This is a genomic window from Polynucleobacter sp. 80A-SIGWE (assembly GCF_018882295.1).
Classification (GTDB): domain Bacteria; phylum Pseudomonadota; class Gammaproteobacteria; order Burkholderiales; family Burkholderiaceae; genus Polynucleobacter.
The window spans coordinates 722167-738918 of the sequence record NZ_JACVOR010000002.1; the positions used below are offsets into that span (position 1 = coordinate 722167).

At 46.1% G+C, this 16752-nt stretch carries 10 protein-coding genes and 1 tRNA gene; 2 read left to right on the forward strand and 9 right to left on the reverse strand.

Annotated features, from left to right (window positions below; all coding sequences use genetic code 11):
- The first annotated feature begins 89 nt into the window (after window positions 1-89).
- The gene (locus ICN25_RS08500) at window positions 90-2675 is read left to right on the forward strand and encodes a bifunctional aconitate hydratase 2/2-methylisocitrate dehydratase (protein WP_216181423.1); all 2586 of its coding nucleotides are present in this window, start codon (window positions 90-92) and stop codon (window positions 2673-2675) included.
- 75 nt (window positions 2676-2750) lie between these two features.
- On the opposite strand, the gene ICN25_RS08505 is transcribed toward ICN25_RS08500, so the two are convergent.
- The 3 genes from ICN25_RS08505 to ICN25_RS08515 are packed head-to-tail and all read right to left on the reverse strand — an operon-like array spanning window position 2751 to window position 8265.
- Window positions 2751-3527, reverse strand: coding sequence for a spermidine synthase (locus ICN25_RS08505; RefSeq protein WP_255536737.1), 777 nt, complete (start codon window positions 3525-3527; stop codon window positions 2751-2753).
- A 4-nt stretch (window positions 3528-3531) separates the two neighbouring features.
- Complete coding sequence (gene purL / locus ICN25_RS08510) at window positions 3532-7563, reverse strand: phosphoribosylformylglycinamidine synthase (protein WP_216181426.1); 4032 nt, start codon at window positions 7561-7563, stop codon at window positions 3532-3534.
- Between the two features lie 21 nt (window positions 7564-7584).
- A complete protein-coding gene (locus tag ICN25_RS08515; RefSeq protein WP_216181429.1) occupies window positions 7585-8265 on the reverse strand; it encodes an ABC transporter ATP-binding protein in 681 nt (226 codons plus the stop codon).
- Window positions 8266-8289: 24 nt separating this feature from the next.
- Here ICN25_RS08515 and ICN25_RS08520 point away from each other — a divergent pair, with 24 nt between their 5' ends.
- A complete protein-coding gene (locus ICN25_RS08520; protein WP_216181432.1) occupies window positions 8290-8940 on the forward strand; it encodes an arylesterase in 651 nt (216 codons plus the stop codon).
- 2 nt (window positions 8941-8942) lie between these two features.
- Here ICN25_RS08520 and ICN25_RS08525 read toward each other — a convergent pair whose 3' ends face one another.
- The 6 genes from ICN25_RS08525 to tig all read right to left on the reverse strand — a co-directional run bounded on the left by ICN25_RS08525 (window position 8943) and on the right by tig (window position 16701).
- On the reverse strand, window positions 8943-10409 hold the full coding sequence (locus ICN25_RS08525) for a peptidylprolyl isomerase (RefSeq protein WP_216181435.1): 1467 nt from the start codon (window positions 10407-10409) through the stop codon (window positions 8943-8945).
- A 105-nt stretch (window positions 10410-10514) separates the two neighbouring features.
- Window positions 10515-10590 (reverse strand) — tRNA-Val (locus ICN25_RS08530).
- A gap of 118 nt (window positions 10591-10708) precedes the next feature.
- On the reverse strand, window positions 10709-13141 hold the full coding sequence (lon, locus tag ICN25_RS08535; RefSeq protein WP_216181438.1) for an endopeptidase La: 2433 nt from the start codon (window positions 13139-13141) through the stop codon (window positions 10709-10711).
- A 178-nt stretch (window positions 13142-13319) separates the two neighbouring features.
- On the reverse strand, window positions 13320-14681 hold the full coding sequence (gene clpX, locus ICN25_RS08540; RefSeq protein WP_216181441.1) for an ATP-dependent Clp protease ATP-binding subunit ClpX: 1362 nt from the start codon (window positions 14679-14681) through the stop codon (window positions 13320-13322).
- A gap of 26 nt (window positions 14682-14707) precedes the next feature.
- Complete coding sequence (gene clpP, locus ICN25_RS08545) at window positions 14708-15337, reverse strand: ATP-dependent Clp endopeptidase proteolytic subunit ClpP (RefSeq protein ID WP_015421102.1); 630 nt, start codon at window positions 15335-15337, stop codon at window positions 14708-14710.
- Window positions 15338-15363: 26 nt separating this feature from the next.
- Complete coding sequence (gene tig, locus ICN25_RS08550; protein ID WP_216181444.1) at window positions 15364-16701, reverse strand: trigger factor; 1338 nt, start codon at window positions 16699-16701, stop codon at window positions 15364-15366.
- Between the last annotated feature and the right edge of the window lie 51 nt (window positions 16702-16752).

Genomic DNA, 16752 nt, shown 5'->3' on the forward strand with positions numbered 1-16752 from the left:
AGACATGAATTAGCAATTACAATAGACTGGATAGGGAAATAAGCCCTGCTGAGCCTTAAGTTGATAACTCTTACCCGATAGGAAATACGATGCTAGAAGCCTACAACGCCCAAGTTGCCGAACGCGCAGCCCTTGGAATTCCAGCCCTCCCTCTGACTAAAGATCAAACTGCCGAACTGGTTGGTTTGCTCAAAAATCCTCCAAAGGGTAAAGAAGCGGAATTACTTGAACTCATTACCAATCGCGTTCCTGCTGGTGTTGATGAGGCGGCCAAAGTTAAAGCAGAATTTTTGGATGCCGTTGCCAAAGGAACTGAGAAGTCACCTTTGATTTCACGCATTAAGGCTACAGAGCTTTTAGGCACCATGCTCGGTGGCTACAACATTAAGCCTTTGGTTGAATTGCTCTCCGATTCAGAGTGCGCAGCTACAGCTGCCGCCGCTTTGAAAAAGACTTTGTTGATGTTTGACTATTTCCACGATGTACAAGAATTGGCTGAAAAAGGGAATGCAGAAGCTAAGGGTGTTCTGCAAAGCTGGGCAGATGCCGAGTGGTTTACAAGCCGCGCTGCTGTTCCAGAAAGCATGAAGCTCACCGTATTTAAAGTCACCGGTGAAACGAATACCGACGACCTGTCACCTGCTCCTGACGCATGGAGTCGTCCAGATATTCCATTGCACGCAACAATCATGCTGAAGAACCCACGTCCAGGCATTGAGCCAGATGAGGCTGGTATTCGTGGCCCAATGAAGCAAATTGAAGCTCTCCAAAAGAAAGGCAATCAAATTGCCTACGTTGGTGACGTTGTTGGTACTGGATCTTCACGTAAATCTGCAACCAACTCTGTGTTGTGGTGGACTGGTCAAGATATTCCATTTGTTCCGAACAAGCGCTTTGGTGGTGTTTGCTTGGGCACAAAGATTGCCCCAATCTTCTTTAACACCATGGAAGATGCTGGCGCATTGCCAATCGAGTTGGACGTTTCCGATATGAATATGGGCGACGAAATTGAATTACGTCCATACGAAGGTAAAGCATTTAAGAACGGTAAAGAAATTGCCGCCTTCTCACTCAAGTCACCAGTAATTTTGGATGAAGTTCGTGCAGGCGGTCGTATTCCATTGATCGTCGGTCGTGGCCTCACAGCTAAAGCGCGTGCCGCACTTGGCTTACCAGCTTCTACTGAATTCCGCATCCCTGTTAGCCCACCTGATAACAAAAAAGGTTTCAGCTTGGCACAAAAGATGGTTGGTCGTGCCTGTGGATTGCCAGAAGGTCAAGGCGTACGCCCAGACACTTATTGCGAGCCACACATGACTACAGTCGGCTCACAAGACACCACTGGTCCAATGACCCGTGATGAATTGAAAGACTTGGCTTGCTTAGGTTTCTCTGCAGACTTGGTAATGCAATCTTTCTGCCATACATCCGCATATCCAAAACCAGTAGACATTCGCACTCACCATGAGTTGCCAGCGTTTATGACCAACCGTGGCGGTGTTGCATTACGTCCAGGTGATGGCGTGATCCACAGCTGGTTAAATCGCTTGCTCTTGCCAGATACCTGCGGTACTGGTGGTGATAGTCATACCCGTTTCCCAATCGGCATCTCCTTCCCTGCCGGCTCTGGCTTAGTCGCCTTTGCTGCTGCTACCGGTGTAATGCCTTTGGATATGCCTGAGTCTGTATTGGTTCGCTTCAAAGGAAAAATGCAGCCCGGTATCACTTTGCGTGACCTGGTTAATGCAATTCCTTTGTATGCCATCAAGAAAGGCTTGTTGACTGTTGAAAAACAAAACAAGAAGAACGTATTCTCTGGCCGCATCTTAGAAATCGAAGGATTGCCTGATCTCAAAGTTGAACAAGCATTTGAGTTATCCGATGCTTCAGCAGAGCGTTCAGCTGCAGGCTGTGCAATTGCCCTCAGTAAAGAGCCGATCATCGAATACATGCGCTCTAACATCACTTTGATGAAGTGGATGATTGCAAATGGCTATGAAGATAAGCGCACTTTAGGTCGTCGCATTAAAGCAATGGAAGCATGGATTGCTAAACCTGATTTGCTCAAGGCTGATGCAAATGCTGACTACGCTGAAGTAATCGAAATCGATATGAGCGAGATTAAAGAACCAATTTTGGCTTGCCCTAACGATCCAGATGATGTGAAGTTCTTATCTGAAGTTTCTGGCGAGAAAATCGATGAAGTATTTATCGGCTCTTGCATGACAAACATCGGACACTTCCGTGCAGCAGGTCAAGTTCTTCAGGGTAAAAAGGATATGCCTACCCGCTTATGGGTAGCCCCTCCAACTAAGATGGATCAAATGATTTTGACCGAAGAAGGCTATTACGGCATTCTGGGTGCTACAGGTGCCCGTATGGAAACTCCAGGTTGCTCACTCTGTATGGGTAACCAGGCTCAGATCCGTAAAGGCTCTACAGCAGTCTCCACATCAACACGCAACTTCCCGAACCGTTTAGGTATCGACACTCGTGTGTATCTCGCCTCTGCTGAGCTTTCAGCGGTTGCAGCACTCTTGGGTCGCCTACCAACGCCGCAGGAATATTTCGAGCAAGTTGAGTCATTGAATGCTAAATCTGGTGAAGTTTATAAGTACATGAACTTTGACAAGATTAAGTCATTCAGCGATGTTGCTGACACAGTAACAATCTAAGTATTAGTAAGCCCCGAAGTTTGGGGCAATAAAAAAGGCGATCGTTTGATCGCCTTTTTTCTTATCTAAATTTGTCTAGATGCAGAGCTTATTTTCTTGATGAGCGTTTTCACGATTCAAACCAGAAGCCCAACTATTCGTTGGCAAGCCTGTTTTTTCCATGATTAATTTAGCGCGCTTAGAAACTTCTTTCCACTCCACTTCCAACTGAGGGCCTTTGAAAGCAATTGCAACTACGTTGCAGTCATGAGACTCCGGAAATAGTAGAACCCGGTTATCAAATGCTTCACAGATGTTGTTTAAATTGATATCAAAGCTCTTATGGCGAGAAAATAAATTCACCGTTAGTACACCGGGTGACTTGAGAATGTCGTAACAGCCCTTGTAGAACTCTAAGGAACTAGCAGCCGGGCCATCACAAATTGCGTCATACAAGTCAACTTGAACTGCATCGAAGTGATAACGATACTTTGAGGCGCTTACAAAAGTCTTGGCATCGGTTTGCAAGGTCTCTAGACGTCGATCATCTTCCGGAGTGAAAAACATGCTGCGAGCAGAAACTATTACAGCAGGATTGAGTTCAACAACCGTCGTTTTTACAGCTGGACAATAACGATGGGCAAATTTCGTCAGAGCGCCAGTCCCTAAGCCAAGTTGAGCTATACGCATGCCCGGCTTAGTTTCCAAAAACAATAACCAAGCCATCATTTGTTGGTTGTATTCCAGATAAATCTCATCTGGATCACGGATGCGCATTGCACCCTGAATTAACTCGCTACCAAAGTGCAAATAGCGCACTCCACCACTCTCAGAGAACGTAACCGGCTCCATCGCCATAGATGAATCTGGCATTAGGTTACTTTGCCCAGACTCTAGCGTTGCGGAATAATCGCATCCATGGGCTTGCGCCATCAGGCGTATCTAACCATTCCTTTGGTGCCCAGCTCATCTGCACAGCCCTAAAGACGCGCTCAGGATGCGGCATCATGACTGTGAAGCGTCCGTCTGGGGTTGTAACGCCAGTTAAGCCACCAGGTGAACCATTTGGGTTCATTGGGTAGGTTTCAGTTGGGTTACCTTGGTGGTCCACAAAACGTAGAGCAGCCAACCCTTGTTTCTGAAGAGCCTCCAAATTACCTTGTTGACTAAAGTTAGCAAAGCCTTCGCCATGTGCAATAGCAATGGGAAGCTGACTTCCTGTCATACCCTGCGTAAAGATTGAAGGCGATGCCGTCACTTCGGCCATCACTAATCGAGCCTCGTACTGCTCGGATTGATTGCGGGTAAATTTAGGCCAGGCTTCAGCGCCAGGAATAATTCCCGCTAGATTGCTCATCATTTGGCAGCCATTACAAACGCCCAATGCAAAACTGTCTTGGCGATTAAAGAATGAGGAGAACTGATCGCGTAATTGACCATTAAAGAGAATGGTCTTCGCCCAACCTTCGCCCGCACCCAATACATCTCCATAACTAAATCCACCGCAGGCAACTAGGCCACGGAAATCATCTAACTTAGATTTACCAGAAAGCAGGTCTGACATATGAACGTCATAGCTATCAAAGCCAGCCCAATTCATGGCATAAGCCATCTCTACATGAGAATTAACGCCCTGCTCCCGCAAGATAGCGACTTTAGGTCTAGCATTCTTGTTAATGAATGGCGCTGCAATATCTTCCGCAATATCAAATGTCAGCTTTGGCGACATTCCAGTATCTGCAACGTTATCGAGTAGCGCAAACTCACTATCAGCGCAATCTGGGTTATCGCGTAAGCGAGCGATCTGATAACTCGTGTTAGCCCACATCTTTTGCAGGACTTCACTTGGCTCAGCAAAGATATTTTTCGCATCACGCCAAATTTCAATGCGGCCATTGGTATTTGGTTTTGCAATCACATGACTGTAGGCGCTCAGGTTCAATTTACGCAACACAGCAAATACTGCATCGCGATCTGCTTTACGAATCTGAATTACCGCACCAAGCTCTTCATTAAATAAAGCGCGCAGGGTTTGCTCATGACGTCGACCGGACACCTGTTGCGCCCAGTTCTTTGCATCACCCCAGTCAGCCTCTTGACCAACATCAACAGCAATCATGTCGACATTCATTGAAATGCCGGTATGAGATGCAAAAGCCATCTCTGCGATACAGGCAAACAAACCGCCGTCAGAGCGGTCATGGTAGGCCAACAACTGATCTGCTTTACGTAGCTCAATGATGGCATTAGCAAGCGCCTTCAGATCTTCTGGGTTGTCTACATTCGGAGCTGATTTACCAGATTGATTGAGAACTTGAGCAAGAATACTTCCAGCCATGCGGTTTTTACCGCGACCCAAATCAATCAAGATTAATTCTGTTTCTAATGCCGCTCCAGATTCATCTTTGAGTTTTAGCAAAGGCGTCGTAGTTTTACGAACGTCCTGGACTGCAGCAAAAGCAGAAATAATGAGTGAAACCGGGGAAACCACTTTCTTAGCTTGATCACCCTCTTGCCATGCAGTTGCCATCGATAAAGAATCTTTACCAACTGGAATAGAAATGCCAAGCGCTGGGCATAAATCCATACCAATTGCTTTAACGGAGTCATACAGCTTTGCATCTTCTCCGGGTGCGCCACAAGCAGCCATCCAATTAGCAGAAAGCTTGACGTCTTCTAAGCGACGAATATCTGCAGCCAATAGATTGGTAATAGCTTCACCAACGGCCATCTTGGCGGCAGCTGGTGCATCAATCACAGCCAATGGAGTGCGCTCGCCCATGGTCATTACTTCACCATGGTAGCCCTTGTAATCCATCAAGGTAACTGCACAGTCAGCAACAGGGACTTGCCATGGCCCAACAAATGGATCACGAGCATTGAGACCGCCAACGGTACGATCGCCAATAGTAATCAAGAAGGATTTGCTAGCAACTGTTGGTTGCTGAAGAACCCAAGCAATGCATTGAGCAAGATCGGAGTCAGTGACATTTAACTCTTCAAACTCTTGTGCAACACGCGTCACATCACGATGCATACGCGGTGGCTTGCCAAGCAATACTTCCATTGGCATATCAATGGGCATTGCAGCATCGGTACCAGCCGCTTCTTTACTGTCACTTAACTGAAGTTGACGCTCGACTGTTGCTTCACCGACAACAGCAAATGGGCATCGTTCGCGCTCACAGAGTGACTTAAACAGCTCCAGATCTTTGGCTTCAATTGCTAGAACATAACGCTCTTGAGATTCGTTACACCAAATCTCTGCAGGACTCATGCCGCTTTCCTCAAGCGGCACTTTGCGTAACTGAAATTGTGCGCCTAAGCCGGCACCATCGGCTAGCTCTGGGAATGCGTTAGAAATACCGCCTGCACCAACGTCATGAATAGAAACAATAGGATTGCCCTGACCCATTGCGATACAAGAATTGATCACTTCTTGTGCGCGACGTTCCATTTCAGGGTTGCCGCGTTGGACAGAATCAAAATCTAAATCCGCAGTATTAGTTCCGGTTGCAACAGAACTACCGGTTGCGCCACCCATACCAATACGCATACCAGGGCCACCCAATTGAATGAACAAGTGCCCCGCTTTAATTTGCTTCTTTGCAGTATGAATCGAATCAATGCTGCCAATACCACCAGCAATCATGATTGGCTTGTGATAACCGCGACGAACACCTTCTAGGGTTTGCTCAAACACACGGAAATAACCACCGAGAATGGGGCGACCAAATTCATTATTAAATGCGGCGCCACCTAATGGGCCATCAATCATGATCTGTAGTGGCGTGGCAATACGCTCTGGCTTGCCGTACTTTTCAGACTCCCACGGCAAATGAGTGCCAGGGATATTGAGATTTGAAACAGAAAAGCCAGTAAGACCCGCTTTAGGACGTCCACCGACACCAGTAGCACCTTCATCACGAATCTCGCCACCAGCACCCGTAGAGGCGCCAGGGAACGGAGCAATTGCCGTTGGGTGATTGTGCGTCTCTACCTTCATCAAGGTATGTACTAAACGTGTGTCTTTTTCGTAACGACGACCCTCGCCTTTGGAGGACCAAGTTTCTGACTCGGCGCCCACCATCACCGCTGAGTTGTCGGAGTAGGCAACGATCGTGCCTTCTGGCTGAAGTTGATGCGTATTGCGAATCATCGCAAATAGGGATTTCTCTTGATCATCGCCATCGATAGTCCAACTAGAGTTGAAAATCTTGTGACGGCAATGCTCGCTATTCGCCTGGGCAAACATAATTAACTCAACATCACTCGGATTGCGTTCTAAGCGAATGAAATTCTCAACGAGATAAAGCACCTCATCTTCTGACAAGGCAAGACCTAGTTCTTGATTTGCTTTATCTAGAGCAGACCTGCCCTCAGTTAATACCGGGATGCGCACAAATGGGCGGTCAGGTAGAGATTGATACAAAGCACTAGCTTCATTGATATCCGAGATAACCGCCTCAGTCATCCGATCATGTAAAGCGGCCAATACCAATTGCTCTTGTTCTGTGCTGAGTGCTTTTTTGCTCTGCCATGCATATTGAACACCACGCTCAATACGTAAAACTTGAAGTCCACATTGACGCGCAATATCTGTTGCTTTACTAGCCCATGGAGAAACTGTGCCAAATCGAGGAATAGCAATCGCAGATTGTTTATCGGCGGCTTTGCTAAATAAGGAGCCACCCTTCAACTGAGATATGAAAGGTTGGCCGTAAGTCAGAAGACTCTCGAGCACCTTTCTGTCTTTGGTATTGAGTTCTGACTCAGACCAAACGAAATGAAGGTATTGAGCCTCAATAGACTCAAGTTGAATTCCTTGGGCTGCGAGCGAAGCTAAAAGTCGCTGTTGGCGGAAGGCTGAAAGGGCATTTGCCCCGGGCAAGCAACAGAATGATGACATGCCAAGATTATAAGGTTTTGCTTAAACCAGGCGCCCACCATGAAGGCTCAATTGGCGTCCGCACCGAGCAGCCAAGGCTGGATCGTGGGTCACCAGAACCAGGGTTGAAGAATTCTCCCGATTTAGCTCAAAAAGGAGCTCAATAACCCTATTTCCGCTAGCTTCGTCCAGACTCCCGGTAGGCTCATCGGCAAACAGAATGGCAGGTTTATTAATGAAAGCTCGGGCAAGAGCAACGCGCTGTTGCTCACCACCAGATAGCGTCTTGGGAAAGTGATTAGCCCTAAGACTTAAGCCAACCTTCTCTAGCCATTGATGAGCGGCCAACCTAGCTTCAGTCTGGCCTATACCCGCCATCTCCAGTGGAAGCATGACATTTTCTAGGGCCGTTAGGTGTGGCAATAGCTGGAATGACTGAAATACAAAGCCAACAAACTGACCGCGCAAACGTGCCCTACCATCTTCATCTAATAGATTGAGGCTTTGCCCCATTAAATCAATTTGACCCGTGCTTGGTAGATCCAAGCCAGCCAAGAGGCTTAGCAAGGTACTCTTTCCCGAGCCGGAAGCACCAATAATTGCCACACTTTCACCCTGCTCAATTTGAAAACTCAAGTCGTGCAAAATAGCTAGGTCACCATCAGCCGTATTTACCAGCTTGCCAACGTGTTCGGCAACAATGGAATTAGACTGTTTGTTCATGTGAAAATTTTCTAGAGTGGAAAAATGCGGATTCAGCTTTTAACTGTGAATAAATTCATTACAGGGCTATTTTGCCTCGTATTGAGCATTTCTTCCTGGGCTCAAGTCAAGCCAGTAGTCCTAATACTAGGTGATAGCCTTTCCGCTGAATACGGCTTGCCGCGCGGCACGGGGTGGGTCACCCTGCTCCAAGAGCAATTAGCCAAAGATCAAAGTCCCTGGAGCGTTTTTAACGCCAGCATTAGCGGAGAAACTAGCTCGGGCGGTCTAAGCCGCCTCCCCAATCTCTTGAATCAGAAAAAGCCAGGAATTGTGCTTATAGAGCTGGGGGCAAATGATGCTTTACGAGGATTGCCTGTAAATCAGACTGAAGCCAATCTGCGCAAGATGATTCAGATGAGCAAAAAATCAGGGGCAAAGGTTTTGCTCTGCGGCATACAGATTCCTTCGAACTATGGCCAAACCTACACCATGCAATTTAAGAATCTCTACCCTCTACTTGCAAAACAAGAACACGTAGAGTTGCTGCCATTTTTCTTAGAAGGCGTTGCCACTAAACCAGAATTGTTTCAAGCAGATCGTCTGCATCCAAATGTAGCAGCACAAAGCGTTATCTTTAAAAACGTATGGGGCTCAATGGCCCCATACAGTAACTTACTTAAAAAACTACCTTAGTTTTAACTGCCTGCACTACCCGCACTTGCTTGCTTGAGTGGGTTAATAACTTTAACGCCAGCACTATTACGCCAGTAGCCCATAAAGCCAGCAAATTCGGCTTGCGCAGCGAGTGCTTGAATCTGTTGCGCCTGAGCCTTATGTACCTTGGCATCAACTGCAGGTGGCTGACGAACTTGATCAATACGATAAATCGTAGTGCCAACACCTGGATTAGCAACCGAAACTACAGCCGGTAAGTTATTTGCATTAACAGACATAACTTCATCCATTGATGGACCAACTAAACTGCCGGGCTTATTGCGTGAGATCCAGCTAGGACTTGCGAAACCAGTTGCATTCTTCGGATCTTTTTCAAGTGTGGCTAATTTCTCGCTTGCAGCGGCAATAGCTAACTTCTCGGCAGCACGTTGACTAACTTGACGCTTTACTTCTGCTGCAACATCTTTGTACGGCAATATTTGTGCTGGGTGCAAAATTACCACCCGAGCAGATACAAATACGCCCGGAGCTGTTTGAACAGCTTCAGTATTACGCTTGTTCTTGAGAGCCTCATCACCATAAAGAGACTGGATCACCTTAGGATTAGCTAAGGGATGGTCTTTGGATACGCCTGGCGCGCCACCACGAGTTACACCCTTCTGGGATTGAATGCTGAGCTTTAATTTATCAGCGGCAGGCTTCAAGCTATCAGACTGGTCGTAAGTTATATTCGCAAACTGATCTGCCTTTTCATTAAAGGCTTTGGAGTCTTCTTTTGGATCTGCTTTGAGAACAATGTACTCAACGTCAATATATTCAGGACGCTCAAATAATTTGGCATTAGCTTGATAAAAAGCTTGAAGCTCTTCAGCACTTGGATTTACTTTAGATAAATAATCTTTAGCATTGAACTGCAAAGTCTGAACTTGTCTTTCGGTCTCATACAAAGATGAAACAATCTCAGATAATTTTGGGCTAGCCAGTTCTGTACGTGCAACTGAGTTAACTAACTGTTGAATTTTTAAGTCAAAACTTTGGCCAGCATAGAACTGTTCTTCATTCATGCCGTTACTTGCTAATAACTGCTTAAAGCGGGCGTCATCAAATGTGCCATCTTGACGATATAAAGCGCGAATCTGAGGAATCTTTTGCAGGCTATTCACAAGCTCTTGCTTGCCGACTTGCAAACGCAGGTCACTCACCGCAAATCCTAAGATGCGTTGCTGGAGTAACTCATTCAAAATAGCTTGGCGAAATGGCAGGCTCTGAGCAATTTGCATATTCCCACCGACACGCTCAGCCTGACGCTTAGCGGCTGTCTCGACTTCTTGCGCGGTAATTGGCTTGCCATTTACCTTAACAATATCTGTTTCCTTATCCATGAAGCTGGAATAGCTAGAAATACCAAACATGGCAAATGAAGGAACGATAAATAACATCAGCACAAGCTGAAGAATCTTTTGGTGCTTACGTACGGTATCAAACATGAATTAATCGCTAGGAAGTGAAGTCAATAATGCGAGTGTACTAGGCAGAAGGTCTAGAGGAACTAGAAAGCCTATTAGGGGAAAAACAAATGCGATTTGGGAAACTGGTGGGCGCTGACGGGATCGAACCGCCGACATTCTGCGTGTAAGGCAGACGCTCTACCATCTGAGCTAAGCGCCCCAAATTAATACAGACAAGATTGTAACCTAGTGCGAGAATAAAAGAGAGATTCTTCATCAAAATGGACTTAAATAAACCGTTCAATATGACTCAAAATCCCTCGAATATCCCCTAGGCATCAATGCTTTAAGGCTTCTCCGGAAGATATCTTTTCATTGGCTTTGCTAGCTTCTGCAGCCTTTTTGGCAAGCTCTTCTGGCGTTGGATCTGGCAAAGCAACCGGTTTTCGCTCTAAAGCCAATTCCAAAACTTTATCAATCCAACGTACTGGAACAATTTCAATCGCATTCTTGACGTTATCCGGAATATCGATCAAATCCTTGACGTTTTCCTCAGGAATTAAAGCTAGCTTGATACCGCCACGATGCGCTGCCAGTAACTTCTCTTTTAGGCCGCCAATGGGCAATACCTCACCACGCAATGTAATCTCACCGGTCATGGCTACATCTGAGCGAATCGGAATGCCTGTAAATACAGAAACCAGAGCCGTCGTAATAGCAATACCAGCTGATGGACCATCCTTAGGTGTCGCGCCATCTGGGAAGTGAATATGAATATCCTTCTTCTCAAAAGCTTCATCCGCAATCCCCAAAGCTCTCGCTCTGGAACGGACCACAGTCTTAGCTGCCTCGACAGATTCCTTCATCACATCACCAATCGAACCAGTGCGAGTAATGACACCCTTACCTGGCATCACCGCTGCCTCGATGGTCAATAGATCACCGCCAACTTCGGTCCAAGCCAAACCAGTTACCTGGCCGACTTGGTTCTCTTTTGCGGCAAGACCAAAGTCATACATCTTCACAGACAGGAACTTCTCTAGATTGTCAGCATTCACAGTGACTGGTGCAGCCTCTTTCTTGAGGAGAAGCAACTTCACCACCTTACGGCAGATCTTGCTGATTTCACGCTCCAAGGAACGAACACCAGCTTCACGAGTGTAATAACGAATCATGCTGCGAACAGCGGATTCCTCAATCTTCAACTCATCCTTTTTAAGGCCATTATTTTTAATCTGTTTAGGGATTAAATAATTCATGGCAATGCTGGTCTTCTCATCTTCCGTATAGCCAGCAAGACGAATGATTTCCAAGCGATCCAATAAAGGGCCAGGGATATTCAAGGAGTTAGATGTTGCAACAAACATCACATCAGAGAGATCAAAGTCAACCTCAACATAGTGATCTTGGAATGTGTGATTTTGCTCTGGATCTAAAACCTCTAGCAATGCACTTGCCGGATCTCCACGGAAATCCATACCCATCTTGTCTACTTCGTCCAAGAGGAACAAGGGATTGCGAACACCTACCTTGGTAAGGCTAGAGAGAATCTTGCCTGGCATAGAGCCAATGTAGGTACGACGATGACCACGAATTTCAGATTCATCGCGCACACCACCCAGTGCCATGCGAACAAACTTACGATTTGTGGCGCGCGCAATGGATTGGCCGAGCGAAGTTTTACCAACACCAGGAGGCCCAACTAAACAAAGGATCGGAGCCTTGACGCGTTCAACACGTTGTTGAACTGCGAGGTATTCCAGGATGCGTTCTTTAACTTTATCAAGTCCGTAATGATCTTCATCCAATACCTTTTCGGCATTAGCCAAATCATTATTGATCTTGGTTTTCTTCTTCCATGGAAGCGTCACCAAAGTGTCAATGAAATTACGAATCACGGTTGCTTCGGCAGACATGGGTGACATGAGTTTGAGTTTCTTCAACTCAGACTCTGCCTTCTTCAAAGCTTCCTTAGGCATGCGAGCAGCTTTAATTTTCTTCTCAAGTTCCTCGAGATCAGCGCCCTCTTCACCCTCACCCAATTCTTTTTGAATGGCCTTAACTTGTTCGTTCAAGTAGTACTCGCGCTGACTCTTTTCCATCTGACGCTTTACACGCCCACGAATACGCTTCTCAACTTGCAAAATATCGATTTCGCTTTCGAGATCAGCCAAGAGGCTTTCTAGGCGTTGAACTACATCAGTCATTTCCAACAAACGCTGTTTCTGCTCAAGCTTGACTGGAAGATGTGCACAAATCGTATCCGCCAAACGGCTTGGGTCATCAATACCACCTAGTGATGACAGAATCTCTTGTGGAACTTTTTTATTCAGTTTTACGTATTGGTCAAACTGGGCCATGATGGCACGACGTAAAGCTTCAGTTTCATGTGCATCTAACGCTGACATTGAGGTTGGCGTAGCTTCACAGCAGAAATAGCCTTGGCTATCTTCAACTTGACTCACTTCAGCACGCTGTACACCCTCAACTAAGACCTTGACGGTACCGTCTGGGAGCTTGAGCATTTGCAGAATGTTGGCAATACAACCAACTTCATAGAGATCCTCTACGCCAGGCTCATCCTTAGCAGCAGTCTTTTGGGCCACTAAAAGCACGTTTTTGCCGGTTTCCATGGCGGCTTCTAGCGCTTTAATGGATTTGGGTCGCCCAACAAACAAGGGGATGACCATGTGCGGAAACACCACGACATCTCTCAAAGGGAGAAGTGGCAGTTGAATAGGTTCAGAGGGTAGTAATAAGTGGCCAGGCATGGGGCAATTCCTCCAAAATAGTCATTCCGTAAAATTCTCTAAAAATGCCGTACTACTAGATACGGTCATTATTTAGGAATAGGATACTACCTATATGGGTGCCACCAAGTGAAAAACAAGGGGTAAATATGCAAAAAGTGAGCGAAAACCCTGTGAAAACAGCAAAAAATAGCAAAAATTAGGCTTTTTTGCTCATTTCCGTGGATTCGTCACCCTGCTTGTAGACCAAAATGGGCTTTCCACCCTCAGCGATGGTATTTTCATCGATGACCACCTTTTGAACATTCTTCAAAGATGGCAGGTCATACATTACGTCCATGAGGGATCCCTCAAGAATAGAGCGCAGGCCACGTGCACCGGTTTTGCGTGCAATAGCCTTCTTGGCAATAGCTGACAGTGCCGCTGGGCGAACTTCAAGCTCAGAGCCTTCCATCGTTAATAAGGCCTGATACTGCTTAACCAAGGCATTCTTAGGCTCAGTCAAGATCTGAATTAAGGCAGTTTCATCTAATTGCGCCAAAGTCGCTACAACAGGCAAGCGACCAATCAACTCGGGAATAAGGCCAAACTTGATTAAATCTTCTGGCTCCACTTCGATTAAGAGGTCGCTAACACCGCGATCGTCTTTACCTGGAACCGTGGCATTAAATCCAATGCCAGTCTTCGCAGTGCGCTGTTGAATGACCTTCTCAAGACCATCAAATGCGCCGCCGCAGATAAATAGGATATTAGTCGTATCAACTTGCAAGAAATCTTGGTTCGGATGCTTGCGTCCACCTTGAGGCGGCACAGAAGCCATCGTGCCCTCAACGAGCTTTAACAGAGCTTGCTGAACGCCCTCGCCTGATACGTCACGAGTAATGGACGGGTTATCTGACTTACGGGAGATCTTGTCGATCTCATCGATGTACACAATACCGCGTTGTGCTTTTTCTACGTTGTAGTCACAAGCTTGCAACAACTTTTGAATAATGTTTTCTACGTCTTCACCAACATAACCTGCCTCGGTTAATGTTGTGGCGTCAGCCATTACAAATGGAACGTCCAACATACGCGCTAAGGTTTGCGCCAACAATGTTTTGCCTGAGCCAGTTGGGCCAATCAGCAAAATATTGCTCTTTGCTAATTCAACACCGTCAACCATTGCTTTGGCAGGAACCTTGGATTCTTTCTTGTCAGCTGCTTCGACAGGCTTGCCGTCTTTATCAAGCTTCTCTTTTTTAGGTTTTGGCAAATACTGCAAACGCTTGTAGTGGTTGTAAACCGCTACAGCCAAAGTCTTCTTCGCATGATCTTGACCAATCACATATTGGTCTAAGTTCTCACGAATCTCGTGTGGCGTTGGTAAAGCGTCATCGCCCTCAGCTTTAGGAAGCTTAGCGAGTTCTTCTTGAATGACGTCAGTGCATAAGTCGATACACTCATCGCAAATAAATACAGAAGGTCCGGCAATCAGTTTCTTAACTTCATGCTGACTCTTACCGCAGAAAGAACAATACAGAACTTTATCTGCGCTATTGGTAGTATTTTTATCGCTCAAGGTAGATATCTAAAGATGAATATGTATTAAGGACGCTTATCGATGACTTTATCGATCAGGCCATACTCTTGAGCCTGATCAGCAGACATGAAGTTATCGCGATCAGTGTCTTTAGCAATCGTTTCAATTGATTGACCAGTGCGATCAGCCAAAATCTTGTTCAAGCGTTCACGCAAATAGAGAATCTCACGGGCTTGGATTTCAATATCAGAGGCTTGGCCACGTGCGCCACCTAATGGCTGATGAATCATTACGCGTGAATTAGGTAATGCGTAACGCTTACCCTTCTCACCAGCACACAACAAGAATGCACCCATGCTCGCAGCCATACCCATACACAAAGTACTGACGTGTGGCTTGATAAATTGCATCGTGTCGTAGATTGCCAAACCAGCAGAAACGGATCCGCCAGGAGAGTTGATGTACAGGGAAATTTCTTTATCTGGATTTTCACTCTCGAGGAATAGTAACTGGGCAATCACTAAGTTTGCAGTTTGATCATTTACTTCGCCAACCAAGAAAACTACACGTTCTCTGAGTAAGCGAGAGTAAATGTCATAGGCTCTCTCACCTCGACCAGAGGTTTCAATCACCATTGGAACTAAACCCAAACCTTTGGGTTCTAAATTCTCAGACTGGAAATGATTCTGGTTCATGTGATCAGGCCTTTATTAGTAAATACTTAGTTGAGCTTGCTGAGTTCTTCGAAAGTAACTGCTTTATCGATTACCTTAGCTTGCGAAGTGAAATACTTAATCACGTTGTCTTCTAGTACCAAGTTCTCGATATCTTTGAGACGGCTTGGATTGCTATAGAACCAACGCACTACTTCTTTAGGATCTTCGTATGTAGCAGCTTGTTCATCAATTTCAGCTTTAATTTGATCTGCAGTTGCAGCCAAGTTTTGCTGCTTAACCAAGTCGCTCAGAATCAAACCAAGACGAACACGCTTGAGCGCTTGTTCAGCAAACATTTCAGCAGGAATCGGTGCATCTTTCGCATTCGGAATGCCACGCTGCATCAAGTCTTGACGTGCTGACTCAACTAAACGCTCTTGCTCTTGAGCAACCAAAGATTTTGGTGCGTCAAGTTCGCAAAGGCTATTGAGCTTCTCCATTACCTCACCTTTTAACAAGGAAGTAATGCGACGCTTTGTTTCACGATCTAAATTCTCTTTAACTTCTTCACGCATTTTGGCAACGCCACCTTCAGTAACGCCTAAAGACAATGCAAATGCATCATCAACTGCTGGCAGATGCGCCCAATTTACTGACTTAACAGTGATGGTGAAATCTGCAGTCTTACCTGCAACATCTTTACCGTGGTAGTCCGCTGGGAAGCTTAATGGGAAAGTCTTGCTATCACCTGCTTTGAGGCCCAATGTTGCAGCTTCAAATTCTGGGAGCATGCGGCCTTCACCAAGAACGTATTCAAAGTTTTCAGCTTTACCGCCAGCAAATTCAACACCATCGATCTTGCCAACGAAGTCGATTACAACCTGGTCGCCAGCTTGAGCGGCTGTGTTTGCACCGCCATCACCATGAGCGCCAGCTACGCCGCGTGGATGGTAATGAACTTGCTGCTTGCGCAATACATCTAATGCGCGATCAATTTCTGCATCAGAAATGTCAGTTGTGTACTTAGTCACTTCTGCTTTGCTGAAGTCGCCAATCTTCACTTCTGGCAACACCTCAAAGTAAGCATCAAACACAATTTTGTCTGCGTCTAATTCTGATTTAGGGTCAAGGCGTGGTTGACCTGCCAAGAGGATTTTTTCTTTTTGAGCTAAGTCATAGAACAGCTCAGAAGCTTTATCGAACTGGAGCTCGAAATCCACCTGCATGCCGTATTGCTTTTCAACCATGCTCTTAGGCACTTTGCCTGGACGGAAGCCTGGGGCTTTCATGGTCTTACCCAATTTAGCCAAACGGTCTTCTCTTGCCTTAGCCAAATCGGCACGAGCGAACTCTAAGGTCACTTTGCGGTCTAACTGACCTAAATTTTCTATCTGCACAGCCATTCTCGTCTCTTAATTGAAAATCGGATATGTGAAGCCCAAGCCAAGTAGCTA

Excerpts from the sequence above, each read along its gene's own strand:
- ICN25_RS08500 (WP_216181423.1), top strand. The coding sequence starts at position 90 with ATGCTAGAAGCCTACAACGCCCAAGTTGCCGAACGCGCAGCCCTTGGA.
- ICN25_RS08505 (WP_255536737.1), bottom strand. The coding sequence starts at position 3,527 with ATGCCAGATTCATCTATGGCGATGGAGCCGGTTACGTTCTCTGAGAGT.
- purL (WP_216181426.1), bottom strand. The coding sequence starts at position 7,563 with ATGTCATCATTCTGTTGCTTGCCCGGGGCAAATGCCCTTTCAGCCTTC.
- ICN25_RS08515 (WP_216181429.1), bottom strand. The coding sequence starts at position 8,265 with ATGAACAAACAGTCTAATTCCATTGTTGCCGAACACGTTGGCAAGCTG.
- ICN25_RS08520 (WP_216181432.1), top strand. The coding sequence starts at position 8,290 with ATGCGGATTCAGCTTTTAACTGTGAATAAATTCATTACAGGGCTATTT.
- ICN25_RS08525 (WP_216181435.1), bottom strand. The coding sequence starts at position 10,409 with ATGTTTGATACCGTACGTAAGCACCAAAAGATTCTTCAGCTTGTGCTG.
- lon (WP_216181438.1), bottom strand. The coding sequence starts at position 13,141 with ATGCCTGGCCACTTATTACTACCCTCTGAACCTATTCAACTGCCACTT.
- clpP (WP_015421102.1), bottom strand. The coding sequence starts at position 15,337 with ATGAACCAGAATCATTTCCAGTCTGAGAATTTAGAACCCAAAGGTTTG.
- tig (WP_216181444.1), bottom strand. The coding sequence starts at position 16,701 with ATGGCTGTGCAGATAGAAAATTTAGGTCAGTTAGACCGCAAAGTGACC.